We start from the raw sequence: 17,751 nt of genomic DNA on the forward strand, positions 1-17,751 counted from the left end.
GCACATCCTCGGCTGGCAGGGTGCGCGAGCGCACTCTATCCCTCAGTTCCTTGCGCTCCCTCGGGGCCAATCCAAGCTCTCCATCAAGCATCCCTTACGATACACTAACCCGATACCAATGTCACTGTTACAGGCCACTAGGTCTCTGGGCCGACCTCGAGACCAGCGACGAATTTGCCCGCAAGATTCAGGCGCGCGAGCCGATCCGCAACATGAAAATAAGGCTTCGCGGCAAGGATGGTGAAGTGCGCTCATGCCTGGTGTCGGCCTCGGTGCTGAAGATCCATGGCAGGCTCTCGGTACTATCCAGCGCACGGGACATCACGGATCTCGAGCATTCGCAACAAAAGCTCGAAGAGAGCGAAGAAAAGTTCCGGCGCATTTTCGAATCGAGCCTCGACCTGATCGCGGTGAGCAATCTCGATCGCGAGACGATCGTCGAGGCCAATGATCAGTTCGTCGCCAGCACCGGGCGCTCGCGCGCGCAGTTGGTGGGGCATCGGTACGCGGAAATCGTGACTTGGGCGGACCCCGAGCTCAGAGATGCGTTGCAGCTCGAACTGCGGCAATGCGGCGTGCTCCACAATCGCGACGTGACGCTGCTCGGCCTCGGCAGCCAGCCGATGCGGGCGCTCTTTTCCGCCGCGACGGTGCAGATCGGCGGGCAGCGGTGCGCAATCTCGGTGATTCGCGACGTCACCGACCTCGAGAACGCGCGCCTGGCAGCGCTGGCCGCCTCCCAGGCGAAGTCGGAATTCCTCTCCAGCATGTCGCACGAGATTCGCACCCCGATGAATGTGATCCTCGGGATGGCCGACTTGCTCGGCGAGAGCGATCTCAATCCAGAGCAGCGCCGCTATCTCGATACCGTCGTCAGCAACGGCGACGCGCTGCTCGAACTGATCAACGGCATCCTCGATCTCGCGCGGGTCGAGAGCGGGCGCTTAAGCCTCGAAGCGACAGAATTCGATCTCATCGACCTGGTCGAGCGGGCCGCGGAGATGCTCGCCGTGCGAGCGCACGAGAAACAACTCGAGCTGGTGGTGCGGTTTGCTCCCAACCTTGACGCAATCGCGATCGGCGACACGCTCCGCCTGCGCCAGGTTCTCACCAACCTGATCGGCAACGCGATCAAGTTCACCGAGCACGGCGAAATTGTCGTGAGCGTCGAGCGCAACTTCGATCCATCGATTCCGGGCAACCTGCTTTTTTCGGTCCGCGATACCGGAATCGGAATTGCCCCGGACAAACTCGCAGCGGTCTTCTCGTCCTTTACCCAGGCCGATACCTCGACCACCCGCAAATACGGCGGCAGCGGACTCGGTCTCGCGATCGCCAAGCGGCTGGTTAAATTGATGGGTGGCGAGGTCTGGGTCGAAAGCAAAGTAGGGCAGGGCTCTGACTTCCACTTCACGGCGAATTTGCCAGCCCCCGAAACGCCGACCCTCGCCCTCGAACCGATGCCAGATCCAATGGCCCGCGGAATCCGCGTACTCATCGCCGACGATCATGCGTCCACGCGAAGTGTGATCGCCGAGATGCTCGATGCGGCGGGCGCGATTGTCGTCGAGGAGTCGTGCGGCGCGTCCGCGTTCGAGGCGCTTGATACCCACAGCAACGCGGGTTCGCGCCTGGACCTGATACTGATCGCGTCGCGCATGACCTCGATTGACAGCCTGAAACTGATTCGCCGCGCGCAAAGCCTCTATCCGGACGCCGCGATCGTGATGATGCTAAGTCTCCCCGGGCTCAGCGCAAGGATTGCTGAACTGCGCGCGATGAATCTGAGCCGCTTCATCGCCAAACCAATAAAATGCAGGGAACTCTATGCCGCTATCGCCGAAGCGCGTCATGTCGGCGCCCCGAATGAACCTCCGATCGAGGTGGCGACGGCGCCAGTTGCCGCGTCGAACGTGGTCGATCGGCCGCTGAGACTTCTGCTGGCTGACGACTCACAGGACAACCGGCTGCTGATAGGCGCCTACCTGAAGAAGAGTCCCTACCTGATCGATGAAGTGGAGAACGGGCAGATGGCGCTCGATCGCTTCATAAGCGAGCAATACGACGTCGTGCTGATGGACATTCAGATGCCCATCCTCGACGGCTACAGCGCGGTCCGAAAAATTCGGGCTTGGGAGCACGACCATTGGCGAGGTCGCACACCGATTATCGCGCTGACAGCGTCGGCCCTCGAAGAAGATGTCCGCCGCGCGAAGGAAGCCGGCTTCGATTTCCACGTCAGCAAGCCGGTCAAGAAATCGACTCTGCTCGATTCGATCGCGACTGCGATCAAGCTCGACGCGGGCGCCAGCACTCCCGCCAATCCCGCCGCGCCCAAGCCCGACCTGGCCGCCTAACGCACCCTGGGTTCTGGACCTATAGGAGGCTGGAGATCGAAAGGCGCAAGATTAAGGGTCGGGAGCGCCGAGTCCGGCCTCGTGCCGAATTCGGTGGGAATTTGGAGAACAAGCTCTTTGTGGAAGCCCTTTGAGCGGAGGCTTGTGCGACACGGTTTCGAGTGCAAACGTGACGGGTGGCCTGTCGAAAAACAATCGAGAGAGAAATTTGGTGCCAACTGACGTCGAGATTATTGTCGGCGACTCGCGAAAGGTATTGACTTCCTTTCCGGAGAGAACCTTTCAATGTTGCGTTACGAGCCCGCCGTACTGGGGCTTGCGTGACTACGGAATCGAGGGCCAAATCGGAGCGGAGCCGACGCTGGAACGATACTTGGGCGATTTGGTAGCGATTTTTCGCGAAGTCAGACGAGTGCTTCGCGACGACGGAACCCTCTGGCTCAACATTGGCGACTCTTACACCAGCGGGAACCGCGGCTGGCGCGATCCAGACAAGAAGAATCCCGCACGCGGGATGAATTACCGGCCGCCAAATCCGACTGGGTTAAAAGACAAAGAACTCATCGGAATCCCGTGGCGAATAGCGCTGGCTCTACAAGCCGATGGCTGGTATCTGCGGTCGGACGTCATCTGGTACAAGCCGAACTGCCAGCCGGAAAGTGTAAAGGATCGGCCGACACGATCGCACGAATATGTGTTTTTGCTTTCAAAGAACGAAGATTACTTTTACGACTCCGAGGGCAGCAAAGAACCGACGACGACGCGAGGCCAGCTAAGAAATCGGCGAACTGTTTGGTCAATCAATACCGAGGCTTCGAAGGAGGCTCATTTCGCGATGTTTCCACCGTCCCTGGTAAAACTGTGCATGGTGGCTGGGAGTGCAGAGGGAAGTAAGATCATTGATCCGTTCTTCGGTGCCGGCACGGTAGGTGTGGTGGCACGGGAACTGGGACGCGGCTGCGTCGGCATCGAACTTAAACCCGAGTACGCAGAGATTGCCAGGAAGAGAATCGCATCGGCTGCTGTCCAAACTACGTTGTTTTCTCGACGATCGTCGCTGGGATCCGCTTAATTCCCCAAGCTGCGTGCACGTGGCAATCTCGTTTGTCCAAGTGTCGAATCTGCAATTTTCTTTCGGTTCCCCCATCAAAGTACAGCTCGAATAAGCGGCGGTCATTCCCGGCGACCGTGCAGGTTCCCGGTTTGGGACGCTGAGTGCTGCTGTGCATCATCCGGAGAGTTCCTTCCTTGGCCTTGAGAAGCAAATCTTTGGGGATTTCGACGAGTTCATAGTTCTGAAGTGTCTCGGTGTCCGTGATCCGGCGGAGTTGAAGGATTCGGTCATAGCCATTCATGTGTTTAAAAAACTGATCTCGAAGGTCCAGCAAGTCCTTCTGAGCCTTATTCCATTGGCCTTTTCCCAACTCCATGAATTTCGAGATGTGCAAAAAATCCGCTTTAATGCTTCGATCGGCCTGCGTCTTCAGGCTGAACCGTTCGCCCGCAATGGTGATGTCATGCCCGGGGTTGCCCTTTGAAGCCAGTTGAGCTGGTACGCCGCAATGGTTGAGCACGCGCTCGAGCGCGTATTCGAAACGGTCCTTTGAAAGCGGCTCACGCGAAAAACAGTGGTGAATCTGCAGAACATCTCCGAACATCTCCGACACACAATCTGTTACAAGTTCTGACTTCGGATCGCGCCAAAGAGCTGGCTTCAGCTTGAACTGGTTAACAACGCCTTCGAGCCACTCGATCTGGTAAGTGCTAAGCCCACCGAGGGCGGCGGCAAGCTCCCGGATTCGCACCGCGCGATCTTTTGCATCCATCCTCCCCACTTGCCGTCGTTTAACTCGCGGCACTTGCCTACTGGCCCAATTGAGTAAGGACCCTAGATCAACAGGCGGCCGCCGTCGAGGTCAGCGTGATGCCCGTGACGAAGCCGTTCTTCATCAGGAATAGCACCGCATCCGCGATGTCTTCGGCACGCCCGATGCGCTTGACCGGCAGGCGCTCGGCTTCCTGCGCCATGAGCGCATGTACAAGCCGCGAGTTTAGAGTGATCGATGATGGGCGGGTAGGGAATTAGGCGTCACGGATCGTGCGCTGTCGCCGATCCGTGACGCCTTGCTTGTTTCGCTAGATTACGCGCTTACGCCGTGACGCAACACCTTGCCCGGATGCGCGCCTGTGAACTGATCGTTTTCCCACGTGACCGCGCCGTTCACGATTACGTATCGATAGCCTTCGGCGCGCTGGATTCGCCGCCACTCGTCGCCCGGCAAGTCGTGGACAATTTCAACCGGCTGCACCGCCAACTTCTGGAGATCGTAGATCACGATGTCGGCGGGAGCGCCTTCGCGCAGAAATCCGCGATCCTTGAAGCCCGCGCAGAACGCCGGCAGTCCCGACAGGCGCCAGTGGATATCCTCGAGCGAAATCCATTTCTGGTCGCGCGCAAAATTGATGATACCTTCGGTCGGGAAGCGGCCCGCGGTCAGGAACTTGGTGTGCGCGCCGCCGTCCGACACGCCAAACGTCAGGTAAGGATAATCGATCAATTCCTTCATGCCCGCCGAGTCGTGCGAGTTGGTGCCAGGCGCGAAAAATTCAGTCTTGAGATTCTCCGACACCGCGAGATCGAGCATCGTGTCGACCGCGTCTTTCTTCGTTTCGAGCATCGCGAGCCGCAGCGTCATGCCTTCGAACCGCTTGTTCTCGGGACGTTCGACCTGCGTGATGACGATCTCTTCGAAGAAGTTCACGATCAGGCTCTCACGCGGCATCTGCGCTTTCAGTGCGGCGCGACGGCGCGGATCGCCCAGCTTCTCCGTGCGGTCTGCAACCGAACCGGTGGTGGCTTCGCGCCATGCATCCGAATCGTCGAACAGGTTCCAGTCCTCGAAGGTAAACGTCAGGCCGGCATCGGTGGTCACGCCCTGTCCATAAACTGGCAGCCCGCGCTCACGGCATCGCTCGAGCCATCGGAGCGTGTTGCGATGCCGATGCGGGAAGCGATCGTTGGCGGCGACCGCCTCGAACATGATAGGACGTCCGCTGATTTCCGCGAGCTTCTCGAAATGCGCCGCGTCGGCCTTCGGATCCCAGCTCGCGAGCGTCAGTTCCTGGAAGCCTTCGCCGCGATCGCCGAGCACCTTGGCCATCTCGAAGCACGTCTCGTCGTGCATTACGTCGGTATTCATCGGCGCGCCATCGTAATCGCGCTGCACCGAGCTAGGACCATCGGGCTTCAACCGCTGCGCCGACCATCCGCACGCGCCGGCATCCATCGCTTCATTCAGGATCTGCCGCATCTGCTTATGTTCGTCGTCGGTCGGCATCCGGCCAGTCTTCGATTCGTCGATACCCATCACGTAGCCGAGCAGCGGATTCATCGGCACGTACGGCAGCAGGTTGATTCCCTTGGGGATGTTGTCGAGCTTGTCGAGGAACTGGGGATAGCTCTCCCAATCGAACGGCATCGCAGCCTGCATCGAGCGCAGGGGAATCGCTTCGGTGCGAACCATCGTTAGCATCGCTCGCTCAGCTTCCTTGGGATGCACCGGGGCGAAGCCGAAGCCGCAGTTTCCGATCACGACTGAAGTGATTCCGTGATAGCCGGAGATCGTGAGATAGGGATCCCAGAAAATCTGCGCATCGTAGTGAGTGTGCAGATCGATAAATCCAGGCGCGACGATCGAGCCGCTGGCATCGACGAGCCGCTTGCCTTCGTGGGGTTGGATACGTCCGATTTTGGCGACCCGGCCGTGCTTGATCCCGATATCGCCGCGAAAACGCGGGGCGCGGGTGCCGTCTATCACCATTCCATTTTTTATCACGATATCGAATTCTGCCATGCCATCCTCCGTTCCAGCTCGAGCCGTTAGATTATCACTGGACCGCGATCGGCCGTTACCATGCGCGCTGGGCTGGGGGTGCTAAATGCCCGCAGAATTGACGATGCGTCGGTAATGGCGAAAGCGCTCACCTGCGCATCTTGACGCTATTAATCGGACCTTCAAAATGTCAAGCGTAAGGCGGCTCGGCCACGTAAAATGAAAGACCAAAATCACCTAAACAGTCAGCCGGATTTCGGAGAATTGGCGCCATGAAGAATCTCTACCGCGCGGAAGTGATCGGCTCGATGCTGCGGCCGCAATATCTCAAAGATGCGCGCAAGCGATGGGAAGCCAAAAACATCAGCACGCGCGCGTTCAAGCAAATCGAGGATCGTGCGGTGGACGAAATGATCGCGCTGCAGGAGCGATGCGGCGTGGACGTCGTCACCGACGGCGAGATGCGCCGCACGCATTTCATCGCGCCGCTCACCGACGTGATCACCGGCGTCAAGGAAATCCCGGCGTTCACGCGCGTCTGGCGAAAGCCCCATGAAAAAAACGTAAAGGGCGAGGAGACCAACATCCAGGTTCAGTACGCGGTCGTCGAAAAAATCCATCGCACGCGCTCGCTCACCAACGAGGAATTTGCTTACGCGCGCGGTCGCGCCAAGAAACCGCTCAAGGTTACGCTGCCGAGTCCGCTGATGATGACGCTCCGATGGTCGCCGGATTATTCGCGCGACGCCTATCCCGATCCGTTCGGCCTGTTCATCGACGCCGCCGACATCATGCGCCAGGAAGCGCGCGAGTTGGCCGCGCTCGGATGCGAGTACATCCAGATCGACGCGCCCGAGCTTGGGATGCTCTGCGATCCCGATCGCCGCAAACAGGATTTCGCCGATCGCGGGATGGATCCCGAGCGGCTGCTAACCGAAGGCATCGACATCATAAATTCGGTCGCCGATGTTCCCGGCGTGAACTTCGCGCTGCATCTGTGCCGCGGCAACAACAAGGGCTACTACGTCGGCGAAGGCGGCTACGACTCGATCGCAAAGCAACTCTTCAAGCGTGCGCGCAATTTTTCGAGCCTGCTGCTCGAGTACGACGACTGGCGCTCGGGATCGTTCGAGCCGCTCGGCGAAGTACCGTCGGACATGGGCGTCGTGCTCGGACTAGTCTCGACGAAGCGCGCGCAACTGGAATCGGCGGACGAACTGATCGCGCGAATCAAGGAAGCGAGCCGCTACTGTCCGCTCGAGCGGATGGCGCTTTCGACGCAATGCGGTTTCGGCACGGTGTGGGAAGGCAATCCGATCGCCGAATCAGTGCAGGAATCAAAGCTGAAGCTGGTCGCGGAAGTGGCGCACCAAGTCTGGCGGTGACGAGGCTCAGGGCAGACAAATCCTCCGGAGGCCGAAACCTCCCGCAGGTGGAGTTTACCCTGAGGCTCTGTCGAAGGGGGGCTTCCCGTTGTGACGGGGATGCGCGCTCCGCGCCGTTAGAAGTAGAAAATTGTCGGTTCTGTGAACTTAGCGATGGATGGCCGGCGAGGTTGGAGGCTAGATCCAGCGAAGGTTTAAAAGCCTCGCAGTACTCTTCTTCCTGATTCCGCTTGCTTTTAGACGCCAACTCTTGTTCACTCACGGTGTCCTGGGTCCTGGCTGCTTACAGAAAAGGTTTTCCGGCACCTTCCTTTCGAACAGAGAGCTTTTGGGTGATCCAAATGAATCGTCGAATAGCAATATTTCTTGCGGCTCTAACGGCCTTGATGAATATCACGAGTTGCGCAGTCAGTAAGGAGTGGAGTTCGACTGGTGGAAGTCGCGGATGGCACAGTTGAACTTTCTTATGAGTACGGTGGGATGCAACGACCTACAGTCGACGAAGAGCAGGGGGTTAAACTCGCCAGTTCTACATGCTCTGAGTGGGGATACTCTGGATCCAAGCCGTTCGGATCTGGGCTTCAAACATGTACAGCAATAAGCGGCTATGGCTGTATGGCGTACAGAGTGACGCGCAAGTACCAGTGCTTGGGTTCCCCTACCGGAGCGCGTGCATCTTAACATCTTCGAAGGGCGCGTCTAAAAAGGCGTATCTCGCGTAAAAGTAATCTTTCGCTAGGTAAAGAACGGCTGCGCTGTGTGGTGAATTGGGGACCACTCAGCCAAGGCCGGCACAAGCTCTCTGGTCGTTCCCAGTTAGGTTGGCATTTTTTCCCGGACAAAGCGGCAGGAAAAACCATGCGGAGAACGTTCGCCAACATGGCTGGTTGCGTACTGAGCTGCACTCTCGCGATGTCATGCGCCGCACAACGTCCGCAATTTGCTCATCTCGACGAGACCCCAACCTCACCCGCGCATGATGAAGCAGTGTTACCACATGCAAAGGTTGATTTTTATCCGAACCGCACGAATCCACGGAGGATGATCATTTACACAGATTCCGGAGGGTCATCAGATCTGACCTGTATGGATTCCGATTGCCAAAATTTGACGGGACAAATCCTTGGTAGCACCGTTCTTCCGGACGGAACCTATCAGGTAATACGAACCGACGATGCTCGGCTTGCCTGGGTTCAGCAAGAAGGAATCACGCTAGGCTACATGGTCTCTCGAACCGGAACTGATTCAGCGTTTTTTAAGACTTTGCCCGAAGCGCAAGATTACGAACACAAGGGCGAAACAATCAAACTAGTTGGAAAGATTGTACTAATAACTTTGGTGGTGGGCATCATCGTATTCGCCGCGGCCGCAGGAGCTGCATCGGCAGCAAACTCAAGTTCGATAGTGACTCGGTGTACCACTTTTGGCGTTACCACCACCTGTACTTCAAGATGACAAGATAGCCTCTCGCGCAGGGCTGTCTCCGAGAGGGGAGTTTTATCGCCATTCTCCTACTAACAGCGCAGAGCGCGCATCCTATTGTCACTGCGGGAAGTCTGAAACCTCTTAGAGGTTTCAGGGGATCCTGTCTTTCTTACTTCTCTCCCCGATCACTCCGCCGCGAAGGCGGTGCGGGCGAGGCGTAGCTTGCGAGTTGCCTCTTGCGATTGCGCTAGCTCGGCGGCGCGGCGCGCGGAATCGGTCGCGTGATATAGCTCGAGATCGTCGGCGAACTCGTGATCGTTGACTGGCGTCAGCGCGAGATCGGTGTAGCTCTTCGACGCGGGATCTTTTTCGATCTTGCGGCGCAATCGTTCTAGCTGCCAGAAAAACATTAGCCCTGGTCCGTAGGTCGATAGCATCTCGCGCGTACGCCGTAGCGCAAAGCTGAAAACATTTTCACGCGGATAGCCGGGACGCCGCTGGGTGCGGCGTTTGCGCCGGATGATCCCGCCCTGCAGCGGATGCACGTGCTCGTATTTGTGACTCGCATAGAAGTAGAAAATCATCGACGCGATTCGGCTGGTGCGGATTCCGCTCGCGACGGCCCGCTTGATCAGCGTCACGATATGCTCGGGCGTATAGTAGAGATGCCACGCGCGCTGGTAGATGTCCTCCCATTCCGCCGCGGTCATCCGCGGATGGTCTGCGGTTGCGTGCTCGGCGTCGTACTTGTTGGTGTCGGTCTCCATCCGCTCGCCGCGCAGATACATATCCAGATGATCCTTCGAGCCGGGCAGCGGCGTCAGCATGAAAAATTCCATGATGTCGATCGGCAGCTCGCGCTGGATTATCTGGATGTCGCGCGCGATGCTCTCCGGCGTGTCGGACGGAAATCCCAGGATGTATCCGGCGTAGGTCAGCACCTTGGCTTTTTTCCACGCCTGCAGCATCTTGCGGTACTCGGTGATCTGATTTTGGCCCTTCGACGCGCCCTTCAGGCTCTCGGGATTGATATTTTCGAGCCCGATGAAAACTTTTTTGCATCCGGCGCGCGCGGCTTTCTCGATGAATTTCGGAATTTTGTGACACAGCGTATCCACCTGCATGATGATGTTGAGGCGCAGATGGTCGCGGCGGCGCAGCTCGATAATGCGATCGAGAATCGGCTCCCAGTTTTTGTTGCGCGCAAAATTATCGTCGGTGATGAAGAAGCTGCGAACGCCCTGCGCCGCGTGCGCGCGTATCAGATGCTCGATGTCGTCGGCGGTGCGGTAACGCGACTTGCGCCCCTGCACGTTGATGATAGTGCAGAAGCTGCAACTGAACGGGCATCCGCGGCCGGCGTCGAAGCATCCGATCGCGCCGGCATAGCGCTTGACGTATTTCAGCGGCAGGAACGGCAGCGGCGTGCCGCTGACCGCGGGCAGGTTTTTCATGAAATTGTAGAGCGGCAGCAGTCGCCGCTCGAACGCGGACTTCAGCAGATCGTCGAGGCGCTCTTCGGCTTCGCCCGCAAACAGCGTGATCCCGGCGGCCTGCGCGTCTTTCAGATCCTGCGGCAACTCGGGCAGCATCGCGAGGCATCCGCTGACGTGGAACCCGCCGATCGCGACGTCGAGGTTCGCCGCGCGAAGCTCGCGCGCAATATCCACCGCGCGCGCGAACTGATTAGTCTGCACGCCGACGATCAGCACCAGCCCGCGATTATCGTTGCGGGCGAAGCGGCGGATTATCTCGCGGACCGGGACTTTGGTGTTGGTTTCGTCGTGCGCCTGAATCTCGATATCGACGTCGTCGCCGAGCACGCGGCGATTGCGCGAATCGAGCGCAAGGCCGTAGATGCTCGACAAGGAGTTCGACGGGATGAAGCCGCGCCACCATTGGATGACGTAGCCGTCGTCGTCGTAGTGCGAGGGCTTGATCAGTTCGACCAGGAATTTTGTGCGCTTAGGCTGCTCAACCCGTTCCATGCCCGCTCCGTCGATCGCTCGATTGCGCCGCGCCTCATCGGAAATTCCAGCGCGCGTGAGGGTTCAGCCTAATAGTTATGCGCGCCCAAGGATAGGTGAAGACGCCCACCCATTGACGAGCACAGCCATTGTCGAACGATGGAATCATTGCGATAAGAAGGGCTATGTTGGTGTGGTTCAATCGAAGCGTGACTGAAAATGTCAGCCAGGGAGGAACCTGCGATGTCAACGGAATCAGGCAATGAAAGCGTCCGTGGCAAGCGCGTCGCGCCCGTAAAGTTTGCGCATGCGGTGCTGCGCACCAACAAGTTCAAGGAGATGGTCCATTTCTATACCACGGTGCTCGAGGCCGAGGTGGTGATGTCCACCGGCACGATCGCGTTCATGACCTACGACGACGAGCATCATCGGCTGGCGATTGCAGGCGTCCCGGGGCTGGTCGATCGCGATCGGCGCTCGGTGGGCCTCGATCATCTGGCGTACACGTATGCGAACCTCGGCGATCTGGTTTTCACCTACGAGCGGCTGAAAAAGGCTGGCATCACGCCGGTGGTAACGATCAATCACGGGCCTACGACCTCGATGTACTATCGCGACCCGGACGGCAATCGGGTCGAATTGCAGATCGACAATTTCGAGAGCGTCGAAAAGCTGAAGGGCTTCTTTCGCAGCGGCGATTTCAAAAAAAATCCGATCGGGGTGAATTTCGATGCGGATGAACTCGCGCGCAAGTATCACGAAGGCGTGCCCGAAGCCGAACTGATCAGGTACGACGCATCGAAGGGGCTCGACCCGGAAACGCTGCGGCGGCTGACCGGGATGACGCAGCAACCGTAGCCAGCAATTGAGGAACGATGAAACTCGCGACTTTCAAACAGGATAGATTCACGCGCATCGGCGTCGTGATCGACGATTCGATCGTGGACCTCGCAGCGGCAGCGCCCGAGTTGCCGCGCGAAATGATCGCGTTCCTGACCGCTGGCGCGCCGGCGCTCGATCGCGCGCGCAACGCTGCCAAGGATTCGGCCAAGCGGATTGCGCTCGCGAGCGTGAAGCTCGAGGCGCCCATCCAGCGGCCGCCGGAATTTCTGGCGATCGGGCTCAACTACGCGGATCACGTCGCCGAAACCAAAATGAAGAAGCCTGAGTTCCCGATGTTCTTCAACAAGCAATCGAGCTGCGTCACCGGCCCCGGCGATCCGATTCATCTGCCGCGCGTCTCGACCTGGCTCGACTACGAGGGCGAACTCGGTTTTGTGATCGGCCGGCGATGCCGCCACGTGCCGCGCGATCGCGCGCATGAAGTGATCGCGGGCTATTTCATCGTCAATGACGTCAGCGTGCGCGACTGGCAGCGCCGCGCGCAGACGATGACGCTCGGTAAATCGTTCGACACGCACGGGCCGATCGGTCCGTGGATCGTGACGCCCGACGAAATCGGCGATCCGCACAAGCTTGATCTGCGCACTTTCGTCAACGACGAAGAGCGTCAGCATTCGAATACGTCGAACCTGATTTTCGACTGCTTCGCGCAGGTCGAGACGCTTTCGACGGTGTTCACGCTGATGCCGGGGACGATCGTATCGACCGGCACGCCCGGCGGCGTCGCGGCGGTGATGAATCCGCCGAAGTGGTTGAAGGCCGGCGACGTGGTGCGAATCGAGATCGAGAAAATCGGCAAGCTCGAGAATCGCGTGATCGACGAACCGGCGAGTACCGACCTGATCTGAAGCTATTTGCGTTTCGGATTCAGTACGAAATCGAACTTGATCGAGTCAATTTTCGAGTCGCGATCATTGCTCATTCGGTCGTTGCCTTGGTCCAACTGGCTATAGCCAACGACTAGTGACTTTCTCGATCCGAAGACCGCATCCGAGTCGAGGTATTCGTCGCCGTCGATATACAGCGCAGTAGTCAATGTCTCATAGTCAGGCGCGGTAATTAGAAAATGGATATGAGCCGGGCGGAAGGGATGCCGGCCGACTGCATTCAGCATCTGGCCGACTGGACCGTCGGTCGGCACCGGGTAGCTCGCCGGCTTGATCGAGCGAAACCGGTACCTGCCCTCTGAATCGGTGCGAAAGCGCGCCCGCAGATTCATCTCCGGCTGATTCTCGTCCTGCAGATCGTACAAACCGTTTGGCGCCGCCTGCCATACGTCGAGCATCGCATCGGCCACCGGTTGTCCATAGATCGAGGTCACGCGTCCGTGCAGAACTACGCGTTTTCCCTCGACCGGACCGGCGATATCTGCGTCGAACGGCATCTCCGGCGCGCCCTCGCGGAAGAACGGACCCAGCAAACTCGATTCGGTAATCTGCTCGGGTTTGTCGCCATTTTGAAGAATATCGACCAGCGCACTGAGCCCCAACGTGTCGGACAGCAGGATAAATTCCTGGCGCTTTTCGTTTGTGATGTGTCCCGCGGCGGTGAGGAAATTGATGCCGGCCATCCATTCCTCGGGCGTGAGCCGTACCTCGCGTGCGAATTCATGCAGATGACGGATGAGGGAATCGAACAATTGATTCAGGCGCGGATCGGGGCACTCCGCGAATCGTTCCCGGACCGCATCTGAAATACTCTGTTCAGTCAGATTCCGCATAGTCACACCCTTTTTCTGGCAACGTATCAGGCGTTGCGCAAGTACATACCAATAGCTAGTGCTCCGATCCGATTAGCTTGTTCGCTGCTCCTTCGACGCGAGTGCCTTTGAAGAAATCGGGGTTTAGCGCCGTGAAGAAGTGGACCGGATTGCTGAATACGAAATCGCGGAAATCGTCGTCCGTGATCAGTTCTTTTTCCACCAATTCGTACGCCTCCGCGGCCGCATCTCTCATGTCAGGCAAGTCGAAGTGCCCGAGATCCGAGCTGTAGAGTACATTCAGGCGCGAGTGGAACGGCAGCTTCCGGCTGTCGAAGGCCAGCGACGTCAGACGATCGTCGCCTTCGCATCCGAAGTAGAATTTCGGCACGAACAAATCGCGGATGTCCTCCCGCTTCGTGATACCGCAGCGCGCCCACTCGTCACGATCCTCAGTTTTCTCTTCTGGCGATCCCCAGAGCAGGCCCGAACGCTCGGCTTCAGGATGGTTCTTCAACTCGCCATATCGCGCACCGTATTTCAGAAATAGCTCGCGCATCAGCTCGTGATCGATTTGCGCGGGGTCGAATTTGTCCAGCACGCTGGGGCTGTGCTTTTCCCAATGCGAAATCAGGTCGGCATAGAGGGTGGCGGCCCATGCGACTCCGCCCTCCTGAAATGAAAAGCGAAGTTCCGGAAAGCGGCGCGTGACGCCGCCCAGAAAAAGCGACTTGCAGATGGCGTCGGCCGATTGCGCGAAATGACCGATATGATTGAACACGAAATTCGAAATCGAGTTGCGGAATCCGATCCCGGCCGTCGGCGAATGAAAACTCGGGCAGACCTTCAGTTCGACGCACTTCGCCCACACCGGATCGTAATCGTAGTCGCTGTCCATCGCGAACGTGTCGAGCCAGTACGCATAGCGCGACATCTCGGGCGAGGTCCGCTCGACCGCCGGAATCGGGCGGCGCGCAAAGCTTGCCATCACGATCGCCTTCATTCCGAGTTTACCAACTGCATAGTCCAGTTCCTCGATTGCTTCGCGCGGACTATGCATCGGGATAATAGCTACTGGCGTCATCCGATCTGAGTATTCGCTGTATATATCGGCATTCAACTTGTTAAACGCGCGGCATAGCCCGAGGCGCAGTTCGTCGTCGCCGACATGCAGGCCGAATAGCCCCATGCTCGGGTAAATCACGGTGAAATCGAGGCCCATTTCGTCGAGGCGCTCGTGCAGCAGCCGCGGCAACGAGCTGGTCGCGCGATCGAGGGTGTTTTTCGTCGGATGCACCCACCAATGTGGCCGGGTGACGCGCTCGTCGCGGCGCTGATCCCATGACAGCCGATGCCATCGATACGAAAACGGCCCCGCCGGAAAGGTCTTGACGCGCTCCACCGCCTTGGGGCCGGCAATCTCGCGAAGATATTCGAAGACTGCGGGCTCAAACTCCGCGGTGTGACCGTCCGAATCAATGATGGGATGATTCAGCCGGCTTCGAATCTCGGCTGACCTGGTTCTCGCCGTGGCAACTGTACTCATTGCAGATAGTCACTCCCCTCGACGACGCGACATTTTCCAATACTCAGTCTCTTACGCAGTGACAGTCGGGCGGCGTCCATAATATGCGTCATCGAGCAGCCGCCGAATTCCCTCGCGCGTAACCGGGCGCGGATTGTAGTAAGGATTCTGAATAGCCAGTTCAGCCGCGCGATCGAGATCGGTTTCCTTGAGGCCGTAATCTTTGAGCGCCATCTTTGCGCCGACCGCGATCGCAAGATCGTAAAGTCCTTGCGCGGCGCTCGATGTCCCAATGGCCGTCGCGACTCTGCCAATCGCATCGGGCGCCGCGGACGCATTGTAGGCAACCGCGTGCGGCAGAATCGCGGTGTGAGTTTCAGCGTGCGGCAAATTGAAGGCGCCGCCGACGGTGTGACAAAGCTTGTGATGCAACGCCATTCCGACCGCGCCGAGCGACATGCCCGCCAGCCATGCCCCGTAAAGCGCCGCGCCGCGAGCGTCGAGATTGCGCGGCGCCTTGACCACTACCGGCAGGCTGGCCGCGAGTGCTCGAATGCCTTCCTCTGCCATCAGCGAGATGATCGGATTTGCATCTTCGGCGTAGAGCGCTTCCACGCAATGCGCGATCGCGTTCATGCCGCTGGCGCCGGAAAGCGACGGCGGCATCGTCAGCGTGAGCGTCGGATCGTAGATGACGGTGCGCGGCAGGACGCGCAGATCGCGGCCGGTCTTTTTGATTCCGCCTTGGGTGAGTCCCCAAATCGGAGTCATCTCCGAGCCGGCATAGGTCGTCGGGATCGCGATGATCGGTAGTTCCGAGACCAGCGCGATCGCCTTGGCGAGGCCGGTCGTCGAGCCGCCGCCGACTGCGACGCAGCAATCGGCGCCGAGGCGCTTCGCTTCGTCGCGCGCCGATTCGGCGGTTTCGATCGGCACGTGCATGGCGGCCTTCGCGAAAACTCCGGTTGATTTTTCTCCGAGCCGTTCCGCGATCGAGCGCGCTTCGCCGGATTGCTCCGGCGTCGAGAGCACCAGCGCGCGCCGCGCATGAATCCGCTCGACTTCCTCTGGCAGACGCTCGAGACTGCCGACGCCGAAAATCACCCTGCACGGCAGCGCCTCGTATAAAAACTTCGGCATCATCGGCGCCGCCTAGCGCGCGTAGAACGGCGGAATCTTCGCATCGACGTTGACCCACACCGATTTTGGCGTCGTGTATTCCGTCATGGCTTCGAAGCCCATGTCGCGCCCGTAGCCCGAGCCGCGCACGCCGCCGAACGGCGAACCCGGATTAAATCGCTTGTAGCAGTTGATCCAGACCATGCCGGTGATCATGTGACGCGCAATCAGATGCGCGCGCTGCAGATTGCTGGTCCACAGTCCGCCGCCGAGTCCGTAGCTGGTGCCGTTGGCGATCTCGATCACTTCGGCGTCGTCCCTGAAAGTGCTCACCGCGACGAACGGGCCGAAGACTTCCTCCTGGCAGACGCGATCGGTTGGACGCGCGCGCACCACGGTCGGCATCACATAGCATCCGGGCGCAAGTGCGGAATCAGCCGGCGCTTTTCCGCCGAGAATAATCTCGCCGCCTTGCTCTTGCGCAATTTTGCAGTAGCCGAGCACGCGATCGCGATGCTGCGTCGAAGTGAGCGGACCCATCTCGGTCGCGGGATCGAGCGGATTACCCAATTTGATCGAAGCTGCGAGTTTCAGAAATCCGTCGAGGAATTGATCGGCGATTTTTTCATGCAGCAGCAGCCGCGAGCCCGCGATACAGGCCTGACCCTGATTGTGGAAAATCGCAAACGCGCTGCCGTTAATCGCGGCATTCAGATCCGCGTCGTCGAAAACGATATTCGCGCCTTTGCCGCCGAGTTCGAGCTGCACGCGCTTCAGATTCCCCGCCGATGCCTCGACGATTTTGCGCCCCGTCATGGTCGAACCGGTGAACGCGATCTTATGCACCTGTGGATGCGCCGCGAGGTACTGTCCCGCGACGTTGCCGTAACCGGGAATGATATTCACCACGCCGGCTGGAAATCCGACCTCGCGGACCAGCTCGGCAATTTTCAGCGAGCTTAGCGGCGTCAATTCGGCGGGCTTCAGCACCACGCAATTGCCCGCGGCGAGCGCCGGTCCCATCTTCCAGCTCGTGAACATCACCGGAAAATTCCACGGCACAATCTGGCCGACCACGCCAAGCGGCTCGCGCACCACGTAGTTCAGCAAGCCCTGCTCGACCGGGATGACGCTGCCCTGGAGCTTGTCGGCCATGCCGCCGAAGTAGCGAAACACGGCGACTGTGCGCGGCAGATCGAGATTGCGCGTGTCGCGAATCGGATGGCCGGTGTCGAGCGATTCGACTTCGGCGAGCTCGTCGCGATGCGCTTCGATCGCGTCGGCCAGCTTTGCGATCAGCCGGCCGCGATCGGCCGCCGCGGTATCGCGCCACGCCGGGAATGCCTTGCTCGCGGCGGATACCGCGTCGTCAACGTCGGGCTCGGTCGCCTCTGCGACCGCGGCCAGTTTCGAGTTGTCGTGCGGGTTCAGCGTTTCGATCGTGCCGCCGCGCCGCGCCTCGACGAATTCACCGCCAATGAAAAGCCTCGTCTGTAATTTCATCGCCAAATGCTTCGCGCGTTTAAATCGATCACCGC

At 59.0% G+C, this 17,751-nt stretch carries 15 protein-coding genes; 7 read left to right on the forward strand and 8 right to left on the reverse strand.

Annotation, left to right across the window (positions count from 1 at the left end; genetic code table 11):
• Nucleotides 1–20 precede the first annotated feature (20 nt).
• Entirely contained in the window at nt 21–2,357 is a 2,337-nt protein-coding gene (locus Q7S58_RS20185; RefSeq protein WP_304830405.1) for a PAS domain-containing hybrid sensor histidine kinase/response regulator, read from the forward strand.
• Nucleotides 2,358–2,568: 211 nt separating this feature from the next.
• Nucleotides 2,569–3,429 (forward strand): site-specific DNA-methyltransferase, encoded by an 861-nt coding sequence (locus tag Q7S58_RS20190; protein ID WP_304830333.1) that lies wholly within the window; start codon nt 2,569–2,571, stop codon nt 3,427–3,429.
• On the opposite strand, the gene Q7S58_RS20195 is transcribed toward Q7S58_RS20190, so the two are convergent.
• The 3 genes from Q7S58_RS20195 to Q7S58_RS20205 form a co-directional block, all read right to left on the reverse strand.
• Complete coding sequence (locus Q7S58_RS20195) at nt 3,389–4,183, reverse strand: hypothetical protein (RefSeq protein WP_304830335.1); 795 nt, start codon at nt 4,181–4,183, stop codon at nt 3,389–3,391. The two genes, Q7S58_RS20190 and Q7S58_RS20195, sit on opposite strands and share 41 nt — an antisense overlap.
• Before the next feature lie 67 nt (nt 4,184–4,250).
• On the reverse strand, nt 4,251–4,385 hold the full coding sequence (locus Q7S58_RS20200; RefSeq protein ID WP_304830337.1) for a hypothetical protein: 135 nt from the start codon (nt 4,383–4,385) through the stop codon (nt 4,251–4,253).
• 113 nt (nt 4,386–4,498) lie between these two features.
• Nucleotides 4,499–6,211, reverse strand: a complete 1,713-nt coding sequence (locus Q7S58_RS20205; protein ID WP_304830339.1) for an amidohydrolase family protein — start codon at nt 6,209–6,211, stop codon at nt 4,499–4,501.
• A 251-nt stretch (nt 6,212–6,462) separates the two neighbouring features.
• Between Q7S58_RS20205 and Q7S58_RS20210 the strand changes: the two genes are divergently transcribed.
• The 3 genes from Q7S58_RS20210 (at nt 6,463) to Q7S58_RS20215 (ending at nt 9,030) form a co-directional block, all read left to right on the forward strand.
• Nucleotides 6,463–7,575: a cobalamin-independent methionine synthase II family protein gene (locus tag Q7S58_RS20210; protein WP_304830341.1), complete on the forward strand. Its 1,113-nt coding sequence runs from the start codon at nt 6,463–6,465 to the stop codon at nt 7,573–7,575.
• A 480-nt stretch (nt 7,576–8,055) separates the two neighbouring features.
• Nucleotides 8,056–8,256 (forward strand): YecR family lipoprotein, encoded by a 201-nt coding sequence (gene yecR, locus Q7S58_RS22355; RefSeq protein WP_370655563.1) that lies wholly within the window; start codon nt 8,056–8,058, stop codon nt 8,254–8,256.
• A gap of 198 nt (nt 8,257–8,454) precedes the next feature.
• On the forward strand, nt 8,455–9,030 hold the full coding sequence (locus Q7S58_RS20215) for a hypothetical protein (protein WP_304830343.1): 576 nt from the start codon (nt 8,455–8,457) through the stop codon (nt 9,028–9,030).
• Nucleotides 9,031–9,185: 155 nt separating this feature from the next.
• Here the strand turns inward: Q7S58_RS20215 and Q7S58_RS20220 are convergent, their stop codons facing one another.
• Nucleotides 9,186–10,988 (reverse strand): radical SAM protein, encoded by a 1,803-nt coding sequence (locus tag Q7S58_RS20220; RefSeq protein WP_304830345.1) that lies wholly within the window; start codon nt 10,986–10,988, stop codon nt 9,186–9,188.
• Nucleotides 10,989–11,210: 222 nt separating this feature from the next.
• Here Q7S58_RS20220 and Q7S58_RS20225 point away from each other — a divergent pair, with 222 nt between their 5' ends.
• Both Q7S58_RS20225 and Q7S58_RS20230 read left to right on the forward strand, forming a co-directional pair.
• A complete protein-coding gene (locus Q7S58_RS20225; RefSeq protein WP_304830347.1) occupies nt 11,211–11,825 on the forward strand; it encodes a VOC family protein in 615 nt (204 codons plus the stop codon).
• A gap of 17 nt (nt 11,826–11,842) precedes the next feature.
• A complete protein-coding gene (locus Q7S58_RS20230; protein ID WP_304830350.1) occupies nt 11,843–12,718 on the forward strand; it encodes a fumarylacetoacetate hydrolase family protein in 876 nt (291 codons plus the stop codon).
• A 2-nt stretch (nt 12,719–12,720) separates the two neighbouring features.
• Here Q7S58_RS20230 and Q7S58_RS20235 read toward each other — a convergent pair whose 3' ends face one another.
• Genes Q7S58_RS20235 through Q7S58_RS20250 form a run of 4 tightly spaced genes read right to left on the reverse strand, consistent with a single transcriptional unit; the run spans nt 12,721 to nt 17,716 of the window.
• On the reverse strand, nt 12,721–13,590 hold the full coding sequence (locus tag Q7S58_RS20235; protein WP_304830352.1) for an intradiol ring-cleavage dioxygenase: 870 nt from the start codon (nt 13,588–13,590) through the stop codon (nt 12,721–12,723).
• A gap of 55 nt (nt 13,591–13,645) precedes the next feature.
• The gene (locus tag Q7S58_RS20240) at nt 13,646–15,115 is read right to left on the reverse strand and encodes an amidohydrolase family protein (protein WP_304830354.1); all 1,470 of its coding nucleotides are present in this window, start codon (nt 15,113–15,115) and stop codon (nt 13,646–13,648) included.
• 51 nt (nt 15,116–15,166) lie between these two features.
• Nucleotides 15,167–16,234, reverse strand: a complete 1,068-nt coding sequence (locus tag Q7S58_RS20245) for a maleylacetate reductase (protein ID WP_370655564.1) — start codon at nt 16,232–16,234, stop codon at nt 15,167–15,169.
• Nucleotides 16,235–16,246: 12 nt separating this feature from the next.
• Complete coding sequence (locus tag Q7S58_RS20250) at nt 16,247–17,716, reverse strand: aldehyde dehydrogenase family protein (protein ID WP_304830358.1); 1,470 nt, start codon at nt 17,714–17,716, stop codon at nt 16,247–16,249.
• Between the last annotated feature and the right edge of the window lie 35 nt (nt 17,717–17,751).

Source organism: Candidatus Binatus sp. (assembly GCF_030646925.1).
GTDB lineage: Bacteria > Desulfobacterota > Binatia > Binatales > Binataceae > Binatus.